This window comes from Rhodanobacter ginsenosidimutans, from assembly GCF_042655685.1.
GTDB classification, from domain to species: Bacteria; Pseudomonadota; Gammaproteobacteria; order Xanthomonadales; family Rhodanobacteraceae; genus Rhodanobacter; species Rhodanobacter ginsenosidimutans.
Genome location: NZ_JBHSMM010000001.1, coordinates 1,263,448 through 1,284,801, shown reverse-complemented (window position 1 = coordinate 1,284,801; position 21,354 = coordinate 1,263,448). Strand labels below are relative to the sequence as shown.

The following is a 21,354-nucleotide window of genomic DNA, read 5'->3' as shown; positions in this document are numbered from 1 at the left end:
AGGGTTCTGCCGACCGCGGAAAACGGGCTCCGGCACAGCGGCGCGCACGACGCTCCACGAAAAGGGGGCACGGCCTCTCCGAACCTCGCCGGCGGTCACAAATGGCCCTGCAAACAATGGATGACCTTCCGCGCAGACTGCGGTAGATTCAACAACATACGGGGATGGGGTAGAAATACGGTTATGTCTTCTGAAGTGCAAGCAACGCTCGCGGGTTTATCCGGCATGGCGCGCCGCCTGGTATCCGAAGGCGTACTGCCGGAGACGGATGTGCGCAAGGCGATGTCCGACAGCGCCGCGCATAAAACCACGCTGACGGTCTGGCTGCTGGACCATGGCCTGGTCGACAGCGCGCGCATGACGCAGATCGCGTCAGCCGAATTCGGCATGCCGATGATGGATGTCTCGGCGCTCAATCCGACCACCATGCCAATGGATCTGATCAGTGAAGCGCTGATCAGCAAGCATCAGGCCCTGCCCCTGTTTCGCCGTGGCAAGCGCCTGTTCGTCGGCATTGCCGATCCCATGCAGTCGCGCGCGCTGGACGAGATCAAGTTCAACTCCAACTGCAATGTCGAACCGATCCTGGTCGAGCGTGCCACGCTGCAGCGCACGATCGAGACCTTGCTCAACAGCATGCGCGACACCATGCCGGATATCGGCGGCAGCGAGCTGGACGGGCTGGAGCTGGAGATCGGCGATGACGAGAGCGAGGCCGCCGGCACCGGCGTCGACGCGAACGCCAACGACGACGCGCCGGTGGTGAAATTCGTCAACAAGATCCTGCTCGACGCGATCCGCCGCGGCGCGTCGGACATCCATTTCGAGCCGTTCGAAACGCAGTACCGGGTACGCCTGCGCATGGATGGCATGTTGCGCGCCGTGGCCAGCCCGCCGATGAAACTAGCCAACCGCATCTCCTCCCGCCTGAAGGTGATGTCGCAACTGGACATCGCCGAGAAGCGCGTGCCGCAGGATGGCCGCATCAAGCTCAACCTGTCCAAGACCCGCGCGGTCGATTTCCGCGTCAGCACGCTGCCGACGCTGTTCGGCGAAAAGATCGTGCTGCGTATCCTCGATGGCTCGTCGGCGAAGGTCGGCATTGAAAAGCTGGGCTACGAGCCCGACCAGCAGAAGCTCTACATCGACGCCATCCACAAGCCCTACGGCATGGTGCTGGTCACCGGCCCCACCGGCTCGGGCAAGACCGTGTCGCTGTATACCGGCCTGAACATGCTCAATACCGCCGAGCGCAACATCTCGACGGTGGAAGACCCGGTGGAAATCCGCGTCGAGGGCATCAACCAGGTGCAGCAGAACGCCAAGCGCGGCATGACGTTCGCCAGCGCGCTGCGATCGTTCCTGCGCCAGGATCCGGACGTGATCATGGTCGGCGAAATCCGCGACCTGGAAACCGCGGAAATCGCGATCAAGGCGGCGCAGACCGGCCACATGGTGCTGTCCACGCTGCACACCAACGACGCGGCACAGACCATCGCCCGATTGATGAACATGGGCATCGCGCCGTACAACATCACCTCGTCGGTCACCCTGATCATCGCCCAGCGCCTGGCCCGGCGCCTTCACGACTGCAAGAAGCCGCAAAGCCTGCCGCCGAACGTGCTGCTGGCGGCGGGCTTCACCCAAGCCGACATCGACGCGGGCATGACCGTGTACGAAGCGGTCGGCTGCTCGGGGTGCAATGATGGCTACAAGGGCCGCGTGGGCATCTACCAGGTGATGCCGATGCTGGAGGAAATCCAGAAGATCATCCTGCAAGGCGGCAACGCCCTGCAGATTTCCGAGGTGGCGAAGGCGCAAGGCATCAATGATTTGCGTGCGTCGGCGCTGCTCAAGGTGAAAAACGGGTTGACCAGCCTGACCGAGATCGACCGCGTCACCAAGGACTGAGCAAGACATTTGTTGGAAAAACCGTTGGCTGGAGTTGCGTTGCGCGCCACGGTTTGGGGGCTGGAAATTGGCATAAGCTGTACTGACCTTGCCTGCCGCCTGCGGCAAGTCTGGATTGGATCATTGGGGGAAAATGCGCATGGCCACGGCTACCGCAAGCAAGACGCGCACGCTCGGCGCCCAACGCGCCGAAGTCAGCAGGCTGACCACCTACGAGTGGGTGGCGCTGGACAAGCGCGGCAAACGAATGAAAGGCGACATGCCGGCGAAGAACGCCTCGCTGGTAAAAGCCGAACTGCGCCGCCAGGGGATGAATCCGCAGACCGTGCGCGAACGCGCCAAGCCGCTGTTCGGTTCGTCCGGCAAGCCAGTCAAGCCGCTCGACGTCGCGGTTTTCAGCCGCCAGATCGCCACCATGATGGCGTCCGGCGTACCCATCGTGCAGTCGTTCGACATCATTGCCGACGGCCAGAAAAACGTCCGCTTCAAGAACATCCTGCTGGATGTGAAGCAGAACATCGAAGGTGGCTCGGCCCTGCACGAAGCGCTGCACCGCTATCCGGTGCAATTCGACGAGCTGTACTGCAACCTGGTTCGCGCGGGTGAAGCCTCCGGTGTGCTGGACACGGTACTGGACACCGTGGCCACCTACAAAGAGCGCATGGAAGCGATCAAGAAGAAGATCAAGAAAGCGCTGTTCTACCCGATGATGGTGCTGGCGGTGGTGTTCATGGTCTGCCTGATCATGCTGCTGTTCGTGGTGCCGGTGTTCGCCAAGACCTTCCAGGATGCCGGTGCCCAGTTGCCGGCGCCCACGCAGTTGCTGGTGACCGCGTCGGAGTTCATGCAGAGCTATTGGTGGGTGGTGATCGGCATCATCGGCGGCGGCATCGTCGCCCTGGTGGTGGCCAAGAAACGCTCGGTGAAGTTCGCCCATTTCCTGGACCGCATGGCGCTCAAGATGCCGGTGATGGGCAATATCGTGCGCAACTCCGCCATCGCCCGCTTCGCCCGCACGCTGGGCGTCACCTTCCGCGCCGGCGTGCCGCTGGTCGATGCGCTGGATGCAGTGGCCGGCGCCACCGGCAGCGTGGTTTACGGCGACGCGGTGCACCAGATGCGCGAGGACATCGCGGTCGGCCATCAGCTGCAACTGGCGATGAAGCAGACCGGTCTGTTCCCCAACATGGTGGTGCAGATGACCGCCATCGGCGAAGAATCCGGCGCGCTGGACAACATGTTGTTCAAGGTGGCGGAGTTCTACGAGGAAGAAGTCAGCAATGCAGTCGATACGCTGTCGACCCTACTCGAGCCCATCATCATGGTGGTGCTCGGCACCTTGGTCGGCGGCATGGTGGTCGCGTTGTACCTGCCTATCTTCAAGCTTGCCGGCACGTTCTAAGCCTCGACAACCACGACACGACACGAAACGGCGGGCATGGCCCGCCGTTTCCGTTACGGGACGAAGCACCGTAACCTAAGAGCTTCGTTCACAGGCTCACACACAAGGCCGACGCATGCCCGATCTTCCCTTTGCCCTGTGGATCACCCTCGCCGGCGTGCTGGGCCTGCTGGTCGGCAGTTTCCTCAACGTGGTGATCCTGCGCCTGCCCGAACGGATGGCGGCGGGGTGGCGACAGGAAGCCCGCGACGTGCTGGAGCTGGAGGCCGACGCCACGCCACTGCCGCCCGGCATCGTGCGCGAACCGTCGCATTGCCCGCACTGCAAGCACCGCCTGGCAGCTGGCGACAACATCCCGCTGCTCAGCTGGCTGCTGCTGCGTGGGCGCTGCCGCTATTGCAACGCGGCCATCTCGATCCAGTACCCGCTGGTGGAACTGCTCAGCGGCGTCCTGAGCGCCGTGATCGTGTGGAAGTTCGGGCCGACCTGGGTGGCGCTGGCCGGGCTGGTGTTTACCTGGACGTTGATTGCGCTGGCCGGGATCGACTTCCGCACCCAACTGCTGCCCGACCAACTGACCTTTCCGTTGCTGTGGCTGGGCTTGCTGCTGTCGCTGCTGCCGACGTTCGTGGCGGCACCCTCGGCGATCATCGGCGCCGCCGCCGGCTACCTGAGCCTGTGGAGCGTGTACTGGCTGTTCAAGCTGCTCACCGGCAAGGAAGGCATGGGTTACGGCGATTTCAAATTGCTGGCCGCATTGGGCGCGTGGATGGGGCCGGTGTCGTTGCTGCCGATCATCCTGTTGTCGTCGCTGATCGGTGCGCTGATCGGCGGCACGCTGATTGCCCTGCGCCGACACCAACGGGAGTTGCCGATGCCGTTCGGGCCCTTCATCGCAGCGGCCGGCTGGGTCTGGCTGGTGGCCGGTGATGGCCTGTTGCAGGGCTACATGCAGTTCACCGGCCTGCGATGAACACGCGGCCCTTCGTCGTCGCCGTGACCGGCGGCATTGCCTCCGGCAAGAGCGCGGTGACGCGCCGGTTCCAGGCGCTGGGTGTGCCCGTGCACGACGCCGACGTGGCTGCCCGCGAAGTGATCGAGCCTGGCACGCCCGGACTGCGGGCGGTGGTGCAGGCCTTTGGCCCAGACGTGCTGGACCAGGACGGCCGGCTGGACCGCCCCGCGATGCGCCGCCACGTGTTTGCCGATGACGGCGCCCGACGCAAGCTGGAACAGATCATCCACCCGCGCGTGCGCGAGTGGATGCACGATCGCGCGATGGCGCAGCACGATCCCTATTGCCTGCTGGCGATCCCGTTGCTGGTGGAGAACATGGACGCCTACCGCTGGGTGGATCGGGTGCTGCTGGTGGATGCGCCGCCAGCGACGCAGATAACGCGGCTGGTCGAGCGCGACGGCATCGACGCGGCGCTGGCGCAGCGCATGCTGGACCGCCAGGCGAGTCGCACCGAACGCCTGGCCGTGGCCGACGACGTGATCGACAACAGCGGCGACGAAGCAGCGCTGGACGATGCCGTCATGGCACTGCACCAGCGCTATCTGGCGCAAGCGCGTTAGGAAGCGGTACCGCCCACCGTCATGTTGTCGATCTTCAGGGTCGGCTGGCCCACGCCCACGGGCACGCTCTGGCCGTCCTTGCCGCACACGCCCACGCCTTCATCCAGCTTCAGGTCGTTGCCGATCATCGAAACGCGGTTGAGCACTTCCGGGCCGGAGCCGATCAAGGTGGCGCCCTTCACCGGGCGGGTGATGCGGCCGTCCTCGATCAGGTAGGCCTCGCTGGCGGAAAACACGAACTTGCCGTTGGTGATGTCCACCTGCCCGCCACCGAAATTGGGTGCGTACAAGCCACGTTTCACCGAGCGGATGATTTCCTGCGGGTCGTGCTGGCCGGCCAGCATGTAGGTGTTGGTCATGCGCGGCATCGGCAGCGCGGTGAACGATTCGCGGCGACCGTTGCCGGTGGATTTGACGCCCATCAGCCCGGCGTTGAGCTTGTCCTGCATGTAGCCCTTGAGGATGCCGTTCTCGATCAGCGTGGTGCACTCGCTCGGCGTGCCTTCGTCATCGATGCTGAGCGAACCGCGGCGATTGGCAAGCGTGCCGTCATCGACCACGGTAACGCCAGCGGCGGCCACGCGATCACCGATGCGGCCGGCGAAGGCGGAGCTGCCCTTGCGGTTGAAATCGCCTTCCAGCCCGTGCCCGATCGCCTCGTGCAGCAGTACGCCAGGCCAGCCCGGGCCCAGCACGACCGTCATGCTGCCGGCCGGGGCGTCGACCGCCTCCAGGTTCACCAGCGCCTGGCGTACGGCCTCATCGGCGAAACCCAGGGCGCGGCCGTTCTCCATCAGCTCGCGATAACTGTGGCGACCACCACCGCCGGAATGACCCTGCTCGCGCCGGCCGTTCTGCTCCGCGATCACCTGCACGCTCATGCGCACCAGCGGCCGCACGTCAGCCGCCAGGGTGCCGTCGGAGGCGGCGATCAGGATGGTGTCGACGGTGGCGGCAAGGCTGACGATCACCTGCTTGATGCGCGGGTCGCGCGAACGCGCATACGCATCGACCTCGCGCAGCAACGCGATCTTGTCGGGGTTGGGCAGGCTGTCGACCGGATCGATGGCCGGATACAGCTGACGCGCGCCGTTCAGCGCCAGCGGCTTGCCGGCCCCGTTGCCGTCATTGGCAATGGCGCGGGCCGCTTTCGATGCCTGCAACAGCTGCGGCATCACGATCTCGTCGGAATAGGCGAAGCCGGTCTTTTCACCGGAGATGGCACGCACGCCCACGCCCTGCTCGATCGAATGACTGCCGTCCTTGACGATGCCCTCCTCCAGCAGCCACGACTCGCTGCGCGAGTGCTGGAAATACAGGTCGGCGGCGTCGATCGACGGCCCCATCAATTGCGAGAAAACGCGATCGAGATCGGTGGCGGCAAGGCCGCCGGGCGTCAACAACCGGCGCTCGGCCTGGGCAATCAGGGAATCCATCAAATCTCAGCCATTCAATGCGGGGGAGTCTTGTCAGATGAGGGTCGGAGCGCACCGTTTAAAGGGAACCGGCGGGGATCGCTGCCCCAACGTTGCCGTCGCGGGCCTCAATGCGCGGCAGAACTGGCTGGCGCCGGCAGCAAGGTCGTACCGGCCGCCGGCGGCTCCCCCGCGTCGCGATACGGCGGCGCCAGAACCGGCGCGGTCGTCGCGGGCGTGGGCACATCGTGTTTCTCGATCAGCGTCATCACCGGTTTGTCCCAGCTGCCGCTGACGTGATACCGGGCGCCTGCGGCGCGGTTGAGGCCCTTGCCGAGCAGACCCTGCATGGCGATCCCCGCCGCCGCACCGATGGGTCCTGCCACTACGGCTCCCACGATCGGCAAGCTGTTGCCCACATGCGGTACCACGGTCACCTGCTGGTCGTAATCGCGGCTGCGCAGGCCGGTGCGGCCGGAAATGCTGATCCGGGCCGCCGGCCCCTGAATCACCAGGTTGTCGGTGGTGGCATTGCCGTCGGCCAGGGTGAAGTCGCCGGTGATCGCGTCGAATGCGAGGCCCTTGCCGAACACGTCGCCGAAATCCAGGGTCAGCCGACGCGGCAGTTCGGCCATCGACACCAGACCGAACAACCGGCCCATGCCGGGTGGAACCTCCGGAATGCGGCCGTCGCTGACGTTCACTTTCAAGGTGCCGCGCATGTTGGCCAGCGCCAGCGCCGAGGGCGACCCGGGCCAGCTGGCATCCAGCTCGTCATGCGTCTTGCCGCCTTCGAACAGACCGGTGTAGCCCAGCGCGGTCAGCATGCTGCCGAGGTTTTCCGCGGCGAATTCGATGCGCATATGAGTATGACTGTCGCTGGCCGTGCCATTCCAGTCGCCACTGCCGGTGATCTGCACGCGACTGGACAGCGCACGCAGTTGATCGATGTGCATGCCGTCGGCCGTCGGCCAGCTTTCCAGCCGCGCTTCGCCCAGGCGCGCCGTACCCAGGCGCAAATCACTCACCCACAGATGCAGCGGCGGTACCGATGCGGGAGCGATGCCGGTATCGGACGGGTGATCCTCCACCGCGGACGCGGGAGTCGGCTCGGCCGGTGGCGCGGCGGCCACTGCGGGCGCGGCAGACGGCTTGTGCGGCTCAGTCGACTCCTTCGTCTCCTTCGGCCAGTACAAGCGCTGCAACCGCGCCGTGATGCCGCGCTTGGCGAGTTCCTGCCGCGGAATGCTGAAATTGCCGACCATCGCCGCGCCCGTCACGTCCACGCTCAACGCATCCGGCTGCACATTGGCGCGGATCTGCATCGCACCCAGCGGCTGGCCAAACCACTCGGCGTGTTCGGTGCTTACATCCACGCTTTCCAGACCCGGCCCATCGCCGCCCGTGCCGGCCGCAGCGCGCTGGACCCAGCCTGTCACATCCAGCGTGTCGGCGTGACCGAGGATACGCAGGTCTTTTGCGGGCAAGGTGGTGGGCATCTCGCTGCCAAAGGCCAGGGCGCCGGCCAGCGGCTTCCGCGCACCCGGGTTGCCCGTGTTCGGTACATCCTGCGGCAGACGCAAATGCCCGCGCATCACCTGCCCCAATGACAGCTGCACATCGCTGCCATCGACCGGCAGCGTCAGCGCCACGTGCAGCGGCAGGCTGCCACTGGCGGGTTTGCGTAGCGGAGCTGGCAGATCGAGCGCGGTGCCGTCCAGGCTGGACTCGATGCGCAAGGACTGCGCGGCGGGTGCCGTGCCACGCGAATCGGCAATGGAAAAACCGACCGTGAAATCGCTGCGGCCGTCGGCAAGCTTGCCCAGCCAATCCAGCGTCGGGTAATCGCTGACCAGTTCGGCCATCGTGTAGCGGCCTGTCATGCTGGCCGAAAGCATGGTCGATGGATCACCGGTGGCGGCACCCACCGCCAGTTGCAGCGTCGAGGGCTGGCCATGGAACGCGCCGCTCAATGGCCCCACCTGCAAGCCATGCGCGTCGAAACGCAGCGGGCCGGCAAGCTTGCCCAGCGCCAAGTTCCAGTCCGGCGCATCAAGATCGGCGGCACTGAGCTGCGCCTTGCCGTCAAGGCTCACCGACTGCACGTCATGCAGCGGCAACACCAGGTGGAAATCGAACGTGGCGCTGCCGCCGAGTTTCATTTTTGCCAGTACATCAGCCTCGCGACGCGCCACCGGGCTTTGCCGGGCGAACGTGAGCAGATCACGGGCGGCGCCGTGGCCGCTCACGTTGAGGTCGAGCAGGCTTTGCCCGTAGTCGGGTATCACCGCGACAGCCTTGTCGACCTTGACGCCCAACGACTGGCCACTGCTGGCTTCGGCCAGCAAGCCGTTGTTGACAAAACTGGCGACCACATCAACGCCTTTGGCGACCGGCCATTCGTCGTGGCCGTAATCCAGCGTCAGGTCGCTGATGTTCGCGTGCGCCTCGAACCGCCCTTCATTGTGGCGAAACGGCCAGTCGGCCAGATTCCCGTGCAGCACGACCTGCGCGCTGTCGAGCGTGCCGCCGGCCAGTGCGGTGTCCAGCCAGGCGGTGGTTCCATGGGGCGATGTCGAGGGCGGAAGGAACAGGCGCGTCGCCGTGACATCCGCATGATCCACCGCGGCATACAGGTCGACAAACGGCTTGCCGCCTTTCGCGGGCAACAGCACCTGGCCACGCACCTGCCCGGAAAAACCGTCGCCTTCGATGTCGAGTGCATCGGCGCCGAGATGCCAGCCGGCACCGTCAGGCCAGAACGCCAGCGTGCCGCCAAGTTTCGACAACGCGAGTGGCTGGCGGAAAAGATGCGGGAACGTCAGCGTGGTCGCCTGCACGGGCAGTTCCAGCGAAAGCGCCTCGCCATCACCGCGCAGGGTGCCGCGCAACCCGCTGACGCCCGGCAATGCACCGGCCGCGTCGATGCCCACGTCCTTGAACGCCAGCTCGATCGACCGCAACCCGGCCGCCTCACTCCAGTTCATCGCCAGCCGGCTCAATTCACCATGGGGGCGTCCATCGCCCAGCCATTGCGCCACCCCGTTCGGGAGCCCGGATTTCAGCGCCAGCCAGGGCAACAGTGGCGCCAGTTGCAGATCGCGGGCGGCAACGGCCAGCCACCGCTTTCCATCCGCCGGCTGGTGCAGCGCCAGCACCAGCGCGCCGCCCTGGTCGCCCGCCCAGCGCAGTTCGTAACCGTCATCGTTCCGGCGCAGGCTGGCCACGCCATGCAAGGCGGGCACGTTGGCGCTGTCGTGGTTCGGCGCGGTGATCTGCACGTCGTTGAGATCGAGGCGCGCGGTGGCGCCGACGATGCGCTTGTCGCGCCAATCAACCCAAACCCCCAAGCGACCATGGCCACGATTGGCCGTATAGCCGTCCATATCGACGCCTTGCAGCGCCGCCTGGAGATCCACCTGATCCGCGCCGAGCCAGAGCCTGCCCGCACTGCCGTCATCGCTGAAACGCCCGACCACGCTCAGTGATCCCGCCGCACCGGTCCGGTGCAGCACGCCACCAACCCGCAAGTTTCCGCCGCGGCGGCTCAGCCGAAGCTGACGGGAGGTGAGTGTGTAATGCCGGTCGAGCGCTTCATCGGTGACATTGACGCGCACGTCGTTCAGCCACAGATCGAGCGACATGCCTCGCAGCGATACCGGCTGCCGCTGCGCCGTGGCATCCGTACCGATGCCATCGAGATGCCAGCGGCCATCACGACTGTGCAGGACATCGAGTTGCAACCCGCTCACGTGCAGGTTGAACAGATGCCGCGACGGCCAAAGCCAGCCACCGAAATCGAGCTTCAAACTCGACGAGGGAATGTGCAACGGGCTGCCGCTTTCGCCTACCGGCACGCCGATGGTCACGCCATGCAGCACCAGCGACGGGCCGGAACGGGTGCGATGGCCCTCCATCGCCTCGATGCTGACGGGGCGTTGCAGGCGTTGCGAAAGCTTTGCGGCCACCCAGTCCGGGTGATGGGCCACCAGCGGCAGCAACAGCTGCGCCAACGCCACCATCAATGCGAGGGCGATCAGCAGACTGCCTGCCGTCCAGCCCAGGCCACGAGCGGCCCGCTGCCAACGGCGTCGCCACTCCATGTTCACGCGCAACGGATCCCGACGGATTTACAGCAAAACGACATCAAACTGTTCCTGCGAATAATGCTCTTCAGCCTGAAATCGTATGCTTTTGGAGATGAACTCTTCCAGTTCCGCCACCGCGCCTGACTCTTCTTCCAGGATGCGGTTGACCACCGCCGGGTTGGCCATCACCAGCAGCTTCTCGGCGTCGAACTGGCGGACCGCGCGGGTGATCTCGCGGAAGATCTCGTAGGTGATGGTTTCGGCGGTTTTCAGCACGCCCCGGCCGTTGCAGGTGGCGCAGGGCTCGCACAGTTGCCGGGCCAGGCTTTCGGTGGTGCGCTTGCGCGTCATCTCCACCAGGCCCAGTGCGGAAATCGGGTACACGGTGGTCTTGGCGTGGTCGCGCGCCAGGCCCTTGTTGAGCATCCGCAGCACCTGGCGCTTGTGTTCCTCATCCACCATGTCGATGAAGTCGATGATGATGATGCCGCCCAGATTGCGCAGGCGCAGTTGCCGCGATGCGGCCTGGGCCGCTTCCAGGTTGGTGCGGTAGACGGTTTCTTCCAGATTGCGGGTGCCGAGGTAGGCGCCGGTGTTGACATCGATGGTGGTCATCGCCTCGGTCTGGTCGACGATCAGGTAACCGCCGGATTTCAGCGGCACCTCCTTCTTGAGCGCGCGCTGCATTTCGTCCTCGGCCCCGTACAGGTCAAAGATCGGCCGCTCGCCGTCGTAGTGCTCGATGCGGTCGTCCAGGCTCGGCATGAACTTGTGCACGAACTTCACCACGTTGTCGAACGTGGTTTGCGAATCGACGCGCACCTTTTCGATGTCGCTGTTGAGCATGTCGCGCAGGCTGCGCAGCGGCAGCGACAATTCCTCGTAGACGCGCTCGCCCGCCTTCGCCTTGGCGATGTTCTCCTGCACCACACGCCAGACCTTGCCCAGGTAGGCCACGTCGAACGCCAGCGATTCGGCGCTCTGCCCCTCGGCGTTGGTGCGCACGATATAACCCAGCCGGTGGCTGCCGGGAATGTCCTCGCCGATCATCGGCGTGAGCACGTCCTTGAGCCGCTGGCGTTCGGCCTCGTCCTCGATGCGCGCGGAAATGCCCAGGGTGCGCGAATACGGCAGCAGCACCAGATAGCGCGAGGGAATCGACAGGTGCGCCGACAACCGTGCGCCCTTGGTGCTGATCGGGTCCTTGACCACCTGCACCACGATTTCCTGGCCTTCGTGCACCAGTTCGCTGATCGATGGAATGTGGCCGTTGCCGTTCGATTCCGTGCCATCGGCGCCACCCGGCGCCGGCGGCTTCACGATGTCCGACGCGTGCAGGAACGCCGCGCGCTCCAGCCCGATCTCCACGAACACCGCCTGCATGCCCGGCATCACCCGCTGCACGCGGCCCTTGTAGATATTGCCCACGTAGCCACGTTTGGAGGCGCGTTCGACATGCACTTCCTGCAGCATGCCGTTCTCGACCACACCAACTCGTGTTTCCCGCGGGGTTACGTTGATCAGGATCTCTTCACTCACCACACACCCCCAGGACAAGTGTTCTTTATAGCGGGTGGCCGCGGCGGCTGTCGATCCATCGCACGGGCTGTTGTGACGCGGTCGGCCTGCGCCGACGATGCGACACGACGACCAGGTACACGGCGCCGGATGAAAGCGCACCCATAGCGCTCTCAGGGCGAACCGGGCGACGGCCCGTCGGCAGGTTGCGCCAGCAGCGGACGGGAGCGGTCCGGCGGCGACGCGCTTTCAGCCTGATGAAACTCGGTGCGGCGCAGCGGCAGGTGCTGCGGATAGTTGGCCTGCACGAATGCGATCAGCCCCTCGCGCACAAAACAACGCAGGTCCCAGCCGGTGCCCGAATCCACGGTGCTGACCAGCACGCGCAATTGCATCGCCTGTTCATTGGCGTCGGTCACCTGCAACACGCACACCCGGCCGTCCCACTGCGGTGCCTGCTTGCACAACCGCTGCAACTCCGCGCGCAATGGCTCCAGTGGCATGCGGTAATCCAGCCACAGAAACACCGAGCCGATCAGCTGCGAGGTGGTGCGGGTCCAGTTCTGGAACGGGTTCTCGATGAAATAGTTCAGCGGCACCACCAGCCGCCGCTCGTCCCAGATGCTCACAACAACATAGGTGCCGGTGATTTCCTCGATGCGGCCCCACTCCCCTTCGATGATCACCACGTCGTCCAGCCGGATCGGCTGCGCCAGCGCGATCTGCAGGCCGGCGATCAGGTTGCCCAATACCGGCTTGGCGGCAAAACCCAGCGCCAGTCCCGCCACGCCCGCCGATGCCAGCAGGCTGGTTCCGATCTGGCGAACGCCGGGGATCGTCATCAGGATCAGTGCGGCGCCAATCAACACCAGGATGACGTCCCCAGCGCGACCCAGCACGCGAGCCTGGGTTTGTACCCGCCGTGCACGCAGGTTGTCAGCGGTGTTGAGCGGATATTCGCGCACCATCCAGCTCTCCAGCGCACCGATGCACGACACGCCCAGCCAGGTGGCGGTGCCGATCAACGCCGCCAGCAGCACGTGCTGTATCAACCCGGGAACCATTGGCGACATGCGCAAGGCCACCGTCAACGTGATCAACGGCACCAGCCAGCCCATCGGCGCACTGGCACGGTGCAACATGTCGGTGGCCACCTCGCGGCCACGCGTCAGCCGGCGCAACACCAGGTAAACCAGACGGTGCAACAAGGCGCCGAGCAGCAAGGTGACGACGATGGTGGCGCCCAGTCGTGCCCACGGATGGGCGTTCCAGAAATCGATGAGGGGGATCATGACCGCCACCTTGGCAGCGCCTACGTCCATGCCACGTCGATACGGGAGCAAGTTAAAGTAAGGCAATGAATGCGCGCCCCATACTGCTGGCCTGGAGCGGCGGGAAGGATTGCCTGCTCGCCCTGCAGCGATTGCTTGCCGACCCACGCTGGCACGTCGTCGGCCTGCTCACCACCATCAACCGCTCCTACCAGCGGGTGGCCATGCATGGCGTGCGGCAGGAAGTGCTCGCCGCGCAAACTGCCGCGCTCGGCCTGCCGCTGGTGGAAGTGGCGCTGGACTGGCCCGGCAGCAACGAGGCCTATGAACAGGCACATGCGGAGGCGCTGGCGCAGGCACAACGCCGCTGGCCCGGACTGCGCCATTGCGCTTTCGGCGACCTGTTCCTGCAGGACGTGCGCGACTATCGGGTGCGCCAACTCGGCCGCGAAAACTGGCGCGCGGTGTTTCCCTTGTGGGGCGAGGACACCACGCTGTTGTCGCGGCGCTTCATCAGCGAAGGTCATCGCGCCAGGTTGTGCTGCGTCGACACGCAGCAACTGGACGCAGGTTTCTGCGGCCGCGACTACGATGCGGCGCTGCTCGATTCGCTCCCCGCCGGCGTCGACCCCTGCGGCGAACGCGGCGAATTCCACACACTGAGCTACGCCGGGCCACTGTTTCGCCAACCGCTGACCTTGAACCGCGGCGAATCGGTGCTGCGCGACGACCGCTTCCAGTTCACCGATTTCCTGCTTGCGGACGCGTGATGGTGGCCGATGCGGACATGATCCTGCCCGACCTGCTGCAACCGGGCCTGGCCCTGGTGTTCTGCGGCACCGCCGCAGGCAAACGATCGGCCGCCGAACACGCCTACTACGCGCACCCCGGCAATCTGTTCTGGCGCGCACTGCACGAGGCAAGGCTCACCCCGCGCCGACTGGCGCCTTCCGAATTCCCCGTCTTACCAGACTTCGGCATTGGCCTTACCGACCTGGCCAAGCATCACAGCGGCAATGACAACCAACTGCCACCTGACGCCTTCGACGTATCTGCACTGCACGCCAAGATCGCGATTTATTCCCCGCACGTGCTCGCGTTCACCAGCAAGAATGCCGCACGCGCTGCGCTGGGCCACGCGGTGGATTACGGCCTGCAGACCGGGCATATCGGCACGACACAGTTGTTCGTACTGCCCTCGCCGTCCGGCCAGGCGCGAGGGCACTGGCAGATTGCGCCATGGCTCGCGCTTGGGCAGTTGGTGGAGACGCTGCGCAACCGGTGAAGCCGGGCGCAGCATTCGCGCGCTAATCGATTGGCGTATGCCGGTAGACGCTGACGTCCGACGGCCGCACCGCCGGCGCCTTGTTCGACCACGACTGGCGGATGTAGCTGACCACCGCCGCCACATCCTCGTCGTTCAATTCCTGCGCATAAGGCGGCATCGAGTACGGACGCGGATTACCCGCGGTGACCGGCGCGAAACCGCCCAGCAGCACGGTGCGGATCGCATTGATGCCGGTCGGTTCGTTGATCGAGGTATTGCCATCCAGCGGTGGATAGATGCCCGCCACGCCACGACCATCCGCACCATGGCAATCCGCACACCGATCCGCATACAGCTGCGCGCCCTTCTTCCGGTCGAACGACACGCGCGACACCGGCGCCTGCGCGGCCGGGCGCGCCGGCAACGATTGCAGGTAGGTGGCGATCGCATCCAGATCCGTGTCGGTCATGTGCTGGGTGCTCTTGCGCACCACGTCCGCCATGGGCCCGAAGGCCGCGCCCTTGGCCGACTGACCGGTTTTCAGCAGGTCGACGATGTCGCCCTTGCTCCACCCTTCCAGCCCGCCACCCTGGTTGACGCTCAGATCGGGGGCGTACCAGTTCTGCTCGGGAATCTGGCCGCCGGTCAGCGTGTGATCGGGAGACAGGCCGCCGAGTGCGTCACGCGTGGCATGGCATTCGTTGCAATGGCCCAGGCCCTGTACCAGGTAGGCGCCACGATTCCACTGTTCCGACCGCGCGGGGTCAGGCTGATAAACCCCAGGCTTGAAATACAGCGCGCGCCACGCCGCAAGGCTGCGACGCAGGCTGTACGGGAAACGCAACGAAGGCTCCTCGGACGCCTGCCGCACGGGCGGCAACGACTGCAGGTAGGCGAAGATCGCCAGCGCGTCGTCATGCGTGACCTTGGTGAACGAGGTGTAGGAAAACACCGGATACAGCAACTCGCCGTGGCGTCCCTCGCCCAGGTGCAATGCCCGCCAGAAATCCTCGAAGCTCCACTGGCCCAAGCCGGTCTCGGGGTCCGGCGTGAGGTTGGGCGCCGGCACGTTGCCGAACGGCGTCGCCAGCGAACGACCACCCGCATAACGAACGCCGCCCTTGCGGGTATGGCAGGCCGCGCAATCGCCAACCGCGGCAAGGTATTCGCCGCGGGCAATCAGCGCGGGGTCACGCAGAGTGGCGGCACTCACCTGGGATGATGCGGACTGTGGCGATTTTTCCCGGGGCGAGGGGAAGAACGTCCACGCCAACGCCAACGCCACGAGCACGATGACGACCGCCAGCAAACCGCCAAGCCACCGCTTCATGGCGTGACTCCGGCGTCACTCACCACGCACCAGCCCGGCAAGACCTGCTTTTCGACATCGGCCGGCTGCGCGTGCATGTCCGTCGGTGGCGGCAGGCTGCCCAGCCACGCGGCGACCGCCGTGATGTCGGAATCACGCAGGCGGTTGGCCACGATCGCCATGCAATCGGGCGACTTTGCCGCGCGGGTATGCGTGCGCCAGGAGCCGATCTGCGCGCTGACGTAATCGTAGGACAACCCGGCCAGACCCGGCATCGCCGGCTCCACGCCGGTAAGCCGCTCACCATGGCAACTGACACACGAGGGGATGCCGCGCGTCGAATCACCACGTTCCACCAACTGCTTGCCGCGCTCCATCACCGCCGTGGAAACCGAAGGCACCGGCGACTGGTGGTAAGGCGCTTCCTGGGCGGAAAAATAGGCGGCGATCTCTTCCATGTAAGCCGGGCTCAGCTGGCGCACGGTGTATTCCATCGGTGCGTACTTGCGCAGACCGTCCTGGAAATAAGCGAGTTGCTGCGCAAGATAAGCAGCTGGCTTGCCCGCCAGTCGCGGGAACACACCGTCGCCGGCGGAGCCTTCGCCGTGCACGCCATGACAGGTGGTGCAGGCTTTCACGCGCTGCTGAATCGTATCGGGAACCTGCGGCTGCGAGTCCGCGGTGGATACGGAATCGGCGGCCAGCGTCGTGGCAAGAGGCGCACAAACCACGAGCAACGCGATCGCTGCCCGCGAAGCCCATCCCGACCAGGCGAGGTACGGCAAGACAAACCAGTTCATCCGCCGATTATAGATCCCCTGTCACAGGCAATCGCGCAAACATGGAGTCAACCGCGACGTCGTGCCGCACCTCGCCGCGTGGATTTCCCGGGAGGATCAGCCGCGGGAGGGAATCTTTCCGTTCGACTTGCGCACGATCAGCATGGCCATTTCCAGCGACTGCTCGTAGTTCAAGCGTGGATCCACCATCGATTTGTAGGCACGGTCCAGATCCGCATCAACCAGGCCACGTGCGCCGCCGGTGCATTCGGTCACGTCCTCACCGGTCAACTCCAGATGCACGCCGCCCAGGCGCGTACCTGCCGCCGCGTGGATATCGAACGCCTGATCGAGCTCGCCGCTGATATTGGCGAAGCGTCGCGTCTTGTAGCCGTTCGACGTGCCCTCGGTATTGCCATGCATGGGGTCGGCCACCCACAACACGCGGCGCCCTTCGCGCTTGACCGCCTGCAGCAACGGCGGCAAGGCCTCGCCGATTTTCGTGTTGCCCATGCGATGGATCAACGTGAGCCGGCCCGGCTCATCCTCGGGGTTGAGTGCGTCGATCAAGGGCAGCAACTGGTCCGCCGTCACCGTGGGGCCCACCTTCACCGCCACCGGATTGCGGATGCCGCGGAAATATTCCACATGTGCGCCATCCAGCGCCGCCGTGCGCATGCCGATCCAGGGGAAGTGGGTGGAGAGGTTGAACCAGCCAGGGTTACGCGGCACTTCGCGCGTCAGCGCCTGCTCGTAATGCAACAGCAGCGCTTCATGCGAGGTGAAAAAATTCACCTTGGAAAAACCGGCAATCGGGCCGGCCAGCGTTTCCATGAACTGCAGGGAATCGCCGATGGCCGCCACCATTTGCCGATACTCGGCCGCCCAGGGCGAATGCTCCACCCAGGCCAGGTCCCAGTACTCGGGATGGCGCAGATCGGCGAACCCGCCATCGACCAGCGCACGCACGAAGTTCATCGTCAAGGCGGAATGCGCATGCGCCTGGATCAGCCGCTGCGGATCAGGCCGGCGCGCGGCGGGCGTGAATTCCGGGCTGTTGACCAGGTCACCACGAAAACTCGGCAGGCTCACGCCGTCGCGCGTTTCCATGTCCGCCGAGCGCGGCTTCGCGTACTGGCCGGCAAAACGCCCGACCCGCAATACCGGCTTCTTGAGACCGTGCACGAGCACGAGACTCATCTGCAGCAACACCTTCAACCGGTTGGAAATGATCGGGCTGCTGCAGTCGGCGAAGCTCTCGGCACAATCGCCGCCCTGGAGCAGGAATCGCTGCCCATCCTGCGCCTCGGCCAAGGCCTGCTTCAGAGCCAGAACCTCCCACGACGTCACCAGCGGCGGCAGCTGCGCCAGGTGCGTGGTGGCCGCGGCCAGCTCGGCTGCGTCCTCGTAATGCGGCTGCTGGAGTGCTTCGTGCTGCTGCCACGATGCCGGGGTCCACGACGCCGGCGCTGGCGGGAAGGTGTTCGCGTCCCGCTGCGACCCAGGTTGCATGATCACTTCCCCACGCTACGACGACGGCTTGCCACGATCACCAGCACCGCCAGCAACACGAACCACAACAAACTCCACGCCGGCATCGGCAAGCCCAGGATGGGCTCCACCTTGGCGCACTCACCCGAACCGGTGAACACCAGCTTCAGCATTTTCCCCAACGGAAACGCATCGAACAGATAGCCGATGCCGGGACCGCAGGACGGAACCTGATCCGGTGGCAGCGTTTGCAACCACAGGTGCCGGCCGGCAGTGACAAGCCCGCCCAGTGCACTCAGCAGCACCAGCCCCGCGTATGTCCACCGACCGTTGCGGCCGCTCGGCGCATGCAAGCCTCCCAGCAAGAAGAAGAAACCCATCGCAAGGAAGGCAATGCGCTGGAACACGCACAAGGGGCAAGGCGCCATGCCGAGGCCGTATTCGGCGTACAGGGCGAAAGCGAGCAAGCCGAAACAGGCGCAAAACCCGACGAGGAAACTGACGCGGTACGACCAACGAAGTGGATTCATGACATCTTGCTGCATGGCGAGCTCCCGACATTACCGGTTCGGCGCGATGCTGTCAGCATGCCGGACCGGGCCAAATACATCATCGCACCGGCGATGGATGCACCGACAGAACCGATCTTTCGACAAACAAAAACCCCGGAAGGTTGCCCGACCGGGGTTTCGTGTTTGGACGTCTGGATGTCCGTGCCGCTTAGTCGGCGTCGACTGCCTCGACCTGCGGACGGCCCACCAGCTCGACGTACGCCATCGGCGCATTGTCGCCGGGACGGAAGCCGCACTTCAGGATACGCAGGTAGCCGCCGGGACGTTCGCGGTAGCGCGGACCCAGCTCGACGAACAGCTTGCCCACCGCTTCCTTGTCGCGCAGGCGCGAAAAGGCGAGGCGACGGTTGGCGACGCCATCGGTCTTGGCCAGCGTGATCAGCGGCTCGGCGACGCGGCGAAGTTCCTTCGCCTTGGGCAGGGTGGTACGAATCAGCTCGTGCTTGAACAGCGACGAAGCCATGTTCTTGAACATGGCTTCGCGATGGCTGCTGGTGCGATTGAGCTTGCGTCCGGAATATTGATGGCGCATGGCGGAAAACTCTCTAGTCTGTTGTTATGAAAAACCGGCACCTGCGTCCGGTTTTCCGCGGATTACCCGCTTTTATTCGGGATTCGGGATTAGAGATGCGGGATTCGTGAAAAGCATGCGCTCGCGAGAGCGTGCCTTACCGAATCCCGAATCCCGTCTGCCGAGTCCCGGCTTTCAATCAACCCAACTGCATGCCGTGGGACAAGCCCGGCGGCGGCCAGTTTTCAAGCTTCATGCCCAGGGCCAGGCCACGGCCACCCAGGACGTCCTTGATTTCGGTGAGCGACTTCTTGCCCAGGTTCGGCGTCTTCAGCAGCTCGACCTCGGTCTTCTGCACCAGGTCGCCGATGTAGTAGATGCTCTCGGCCTTCAGGCAGTTCGCCGAACGCACGGTGAGTTCCAGATCATCGATCGGACGCAGCAGCAACGGATCGAAACCGCTCTTCTCGGCGGTGCTGATGTCGTTCTCGCGACGCGAGAAGTCGCCAAAGACCGACAACTGGTCGTTGATGATCTCGGCCGCCTTGCGAACCGCATCCTCGGCATTGATGGTGCCGTTGGTCTCGATGTCGAGAACCAGCTTGTCGAGGTTGGTACGCTGTTCGACACGAGCCGCATCCACCTCATAGGCGACGCGCAACACGGGGGCAAACGACGCGTCCAGCTGCAGCCGACCGATCGGACGCGCCTCGTCATCCGGATGCTGGCGCGCGCTGGCCGGCTGGTAGCCGACGCCGCGACGCACCTTCAGGCGCATGTTGAGTGCGATGTCCTTGGTCAGGTGGCAGATCACGTGCTCGGGGTTGATGATTTCCACCGAGTGATCGACGGCGATGTCGCCGGCGGTGACCACGCCCTTGCCCTTCTTGGACAGCGTAAGGGTGACTTCATCGCCGGTGTGCTGACGAATCGCCACTTCCTTCAGGTTGAGCAGGACTTCGATCACGTCCTCCTGCAGACCCTCAAGGGTGGTGTACTCGTGCAGCACGCCATCGATTTCCACCTCGACGATGGCACTGCCAGGGATCGAGGAGAGCAGCACGCGACGCAGCGCGTTGCCCAGGGTGTGGCCAAAGCCACGCTCGAGCGGCTCGACCACCACCTTGGCGCGGTTGGCTCCGAGCTGTTCGACGCTGAGGCCACGAGGCCGCAGCACGCTAGTTGACGAAACTGCCATGCAGAGCTCCGGTAATTACTTCGAGTAAAGCTCGATGATCAATGCTTCATTGATGTCGGACGGCAGATCGCCGCGATCCGGCACCGACTTGAACGTACCTTCAAATTTCTTGGCATCGACCTCGACCCAGATCGGACGCAGGTCCATCGTGTCGAACACGGTTGCCGCTTCCTGCACGCGCAGTTGGCTGCGCGCCTTTTCAGTCAGTGCAATCGCATCGCCCGGACGAACCTGGTACGAAGGAATATTCACTTTCTTGCCGTTCACCAGGATCGCCTTGTGGGCAACCAGCTGACGCGCCTGGGCGCGGGTGACCGCGAAGCCCATGCGATAAACGACGTTGTCCAGGCGGCTCTCGAGCAGGCGCAACAGGTTTTCACCGGTGTTGCCCTTGAGCGTGGTCGCCTTGGTGTAGTAGTTGCTGAACTGGCGCTCAAGCACACCGTAGATGCGCTTGACCTTCTGCTTCTCACGCAACTGCACGGCGTAGTCGGACATGCGCATGCGCTTGTTGGCGCCATGCTGACCGGGCTTGTTTTCCAGCTTGCACTTGGAATCCAGCGCACGCGCCGGGCTCTTCAGGTTGAGATCCGCACCCTCGCGACGGGCGAGTTTGCAGGTAGCTCCACGATAACGGGCCATGGGTTACTCCTTAGACTCGACGCTTCTTGGGGGGACGGCAGCCATTGTGCGGAATGGGCGTGACGTCGATGATGTTGAGCACCTTGAAGCCCAACGCGTTCAGCGAGCGCACGGCCGACTCGCGACCCGGGCCTGGGCCCTTGATCCGCACTTCGACTGTCTTGACGCCATACTCGCCAGCCACGCGACCGGCCTTTTCCGCTGCGACCTGCGCAGCGAACGGGGTGGACTTGCGCGAGCCACGGAAACCGGCGCCGCCGGCGGTAGCCCACGACAAGGCATTGCCCTGGCGATCGGTGATGGTGACGATGGTGTTGTTGAAGGAAGCCTGCACGTGGGCCACCGCATCGGTGACAACGCGCTTGATCTTCTTCTTTGCTTTTACCGGCTTAGCCATATTCG

18 protein-coding genes are annotated in these 21,354 nt (G+C 64.7%); 6 read left to right on the top strand and 12 right to left on the bottom strand.

Annotated features, from left to right (window positions below):
• Positions 1-183 precede the first annotated feature (183 nt).
• From pilB to coaE, 4 genes are all read left to right on the top strand, one after another.
• Positions 184-1,911 (top strand): type IV-A pilus assembly ATPase PilB, encoded by a 1,728-nt coding sequence (gene pilB, locus ACFPK0_RS05545; protein ID WP_377338954.1) that lies wholly within the window; start codon positions 184-186, stop codon positions 1,909-1,911.
• A gap of 139 nt (positions 1,912-2,050) precedes the next feature.
• The gene (locus ACFPK0_RS05540) at positions 2,051-3,313 is read left to right on the top strand and encodes a type II secretion system F family protein (protein ID WP_377338952.1); all 1,263 of its coding nucleotides are present in this window, start codon (positions 2,051-2,053) and stop codon (positions 3,311-3,313) included.
• 115 nt (positions 3,314-3,428) lie between these two features.
• Positions 3,429-4,286, top strand: a complete 858-nt coding sequence (locus tag ACFPK0_RS05535) for a prepilin peptidase (protein ID WP_377338950.1) — start codon at positions 3,429-3,431, stop codon at positions 4,284-4,286.
• Entirely contained in the window at positions 4,283-4,891 is a 609-nt protein-coding gene (gene coaE, locus ACFPK0_RS05530) for a dephospho-CoA kinase (protein ID WP_377338948.1), read from the top strand. The genes ACFPK0_RS05535 and coaE overlap by 4 nt, the downstream gene beginning before the upstream one ends.
• Here coaE and tldD read toward each other — a convergent pair.
• The 4 genes from tldD to ACFPK0_RS05510 all read right to left on the bottom strand — a co-directional run bounded on the left by tldD (position 4,888) and on the right by ACFPK0_RS05510 (position 13,204).
• Positions 4,888-6,327: a metalloprotease TldD gene (gene tldD, locus ACFPK0_RS05525; RefSeq protein WP_377338945.1), complete on the bottom strand. Its 1,440-nt coding sequence runs from the start codon at positions 6,325-6,327 to the stop codon at positions 4,888-4,890. The genes coaE and tldD overlap by 4 nt on opposite strands.
• 107 nt (positions 6,328-6,434) lie before the next feature.
• Positions 6,435-10,409: a YhdP family protein gene (locus ACFPK0_RS05520; RefSeq protein WP_377340269.1), complete on the bottom strand. Its 3,975-nt coding sequence runs from the start codon at positions 10,407-10,409 to the stop codon at positions 6,435-6,437.
• 27 nt (positions 10,410-10,436) lie between these two features.
• Positions 10,437-11,933 (bottom strand): ribonuclease G, encoded by a 1,497-nt coding sequence (gene rng / locus ACFPK0_RS05515; RefSeq protein WP_056081093.1) that lies wholly within the window; start codon positions 11,931-11,933, stop codon positions 10,437-10,439.
• Between the two features lie 152 nt (positions 11,934-12,085).
• Entirely contained in the window at positions 12,086-13,204 is a 1,119-nt protein-coding gene (locus tag ACFPK0_RS05510) for a mechanosensitive ion channel family protein (protein WP_377338943.1), read from the bottom strand.
• 65 nt (positions 13,205-13,269) lie between these two features.
• On the opposite strand from ACFPK0_RS05510, the gene ACFPK0_RS05505 reads away from it, so the two are divergent.
• Together ACFPK0_RS05505 and ACFPK0_RS05500 are read left to right on the top strand one after the other, a co-directional pair.
• Complete coding sequence (locus tag ACFPK0_RS05505) at positions 13,270-13,953, top strand: Dph6-related ATP pyrophosphatase (RefSeq protein WP_377338941.1); 684 nt, start codon at positions 13,270-13,272, stop codon at positions 13,951-13,953.
• A 17-nt stretch (positions 13,954-13,970) separates the two neighbouring features.
• Positions 13,971-14,468 (top strand): mismatch-specific DNA-glycosylase, encoded by a 498-nt coding sequence (locus tag ACFPK0_RS05500; protein WP_377338939.1) that lies wholly within the window; start codon positions 13,971-13,973, stop codon positions 14,466-14,468.
• 22 nt (positions 14,469-14,490) lie between these two features.
• Here ACFPK0_RS05500 and ACFPK0_RS05495 read toward each other — a convergent pair whose 3' ends face one another.
• From ACFPK0_RS05495 to rpsK, 8 genes are all read right to left on the bottom strand, one after another.
• Entirely contained in the window at positions 14,491-15,780 is a 1,290-nt protein-coding gene (locus ACFPK0_RS05495) for a c-type cytochrome (RefSeq protein WP_377338937.1), read from the bottom strand.
• A complete protein-coding gene (locus tag ACFPK0_RS05490; RefSeq protein WP_056080629.1) occupies positions 15,777-16,559 on the bottom strand; it encodes a c-type cytochrome in 783 nt (260 codons plus the stop codon). The genes ACFPK0_RS05495 and ACFPK0_RS05490 overlap by 4 nt, the downstream gene beginning before the upstream one ends.
• Positions 16,560-16,655: 96 nt before the next feature.
• Positions 16,656-18,050 (bottom strand): class II 3-deoxy-7-phosphoheptulonate synthase, encoded by a 1,395-nt coding sequence (locus tag ACFPK0_RS05485; RefSeq protein ID WP_056080632.1) that lies wholly within the window; start codon positions 18,048-18,050, stop codon positions 16,656-16,658.
• 2 nt (positions 18,051-18,052) lie between these two features.
• Positions 18,053-18,559 (bottom strand): disulfide bond formation protein B, encoded by a 507-nt coding sequence (locus ACFPK0_RS05480; RefSeq protein ID WP_056081096.1) that lies wholly within the window; start codon positions 18,557-18,559, stop codon positions 18,053-18,055.
• Between the two features lie 190 nt (positions 18,560-18,749).
• Positions 18,750-19,133, bottom strand: coding sequence for a 50S ribosomal protein L17 (gene rplQ / locus ACFPK0_RS05475; protein ID WP_056080634.1), 384 nt, complete (start codon positions 19,131-19,133; stop codon positions 18,750-18,752).
• Positions 19,134-19,311: 178 nt separating this feature from the next.
• Entirely contained in the window at positions 19,312-20,310 is a 999-nt protein-coding gene (locus ACFPK0_RS05470; protein ID WP_056080637.1) for a DNA-directed RNA polymerase subunit alpha, read from the bottom strand.
• 15 nt (positions 20,311-20,325) lie between these two features.
• Positions 20,326-20,952 carry a 30S ribosomal protein S4 gene (rpsD, locus tag ACFPK0_RS05465; protein ID WP_056080640.1) on the bottom strand — a complete coding sequence of 209 codons (627 nt, stop codon included), beginning with the start codon at positions 20,950-20,952 and terminating at the stop codon, positions 20,326-20,328.
• Between the two features lie 10 nt (positions 20,953-20,962).
• Positions 20,963-21,349: a 30S ribosomal protein S11 gene (gene rpsK / locus ACFPK0_RS05460; protein ID WP_007082196.1), complete on the bottom strand. Its 387-nt coding sequence runs from the start codon at positions 21,347-21,349 to the stop codon at positions 20,963-20,965.
• Between the last annotated feature and the right edge of the window lie 5 nt (positions 21,350-21,354).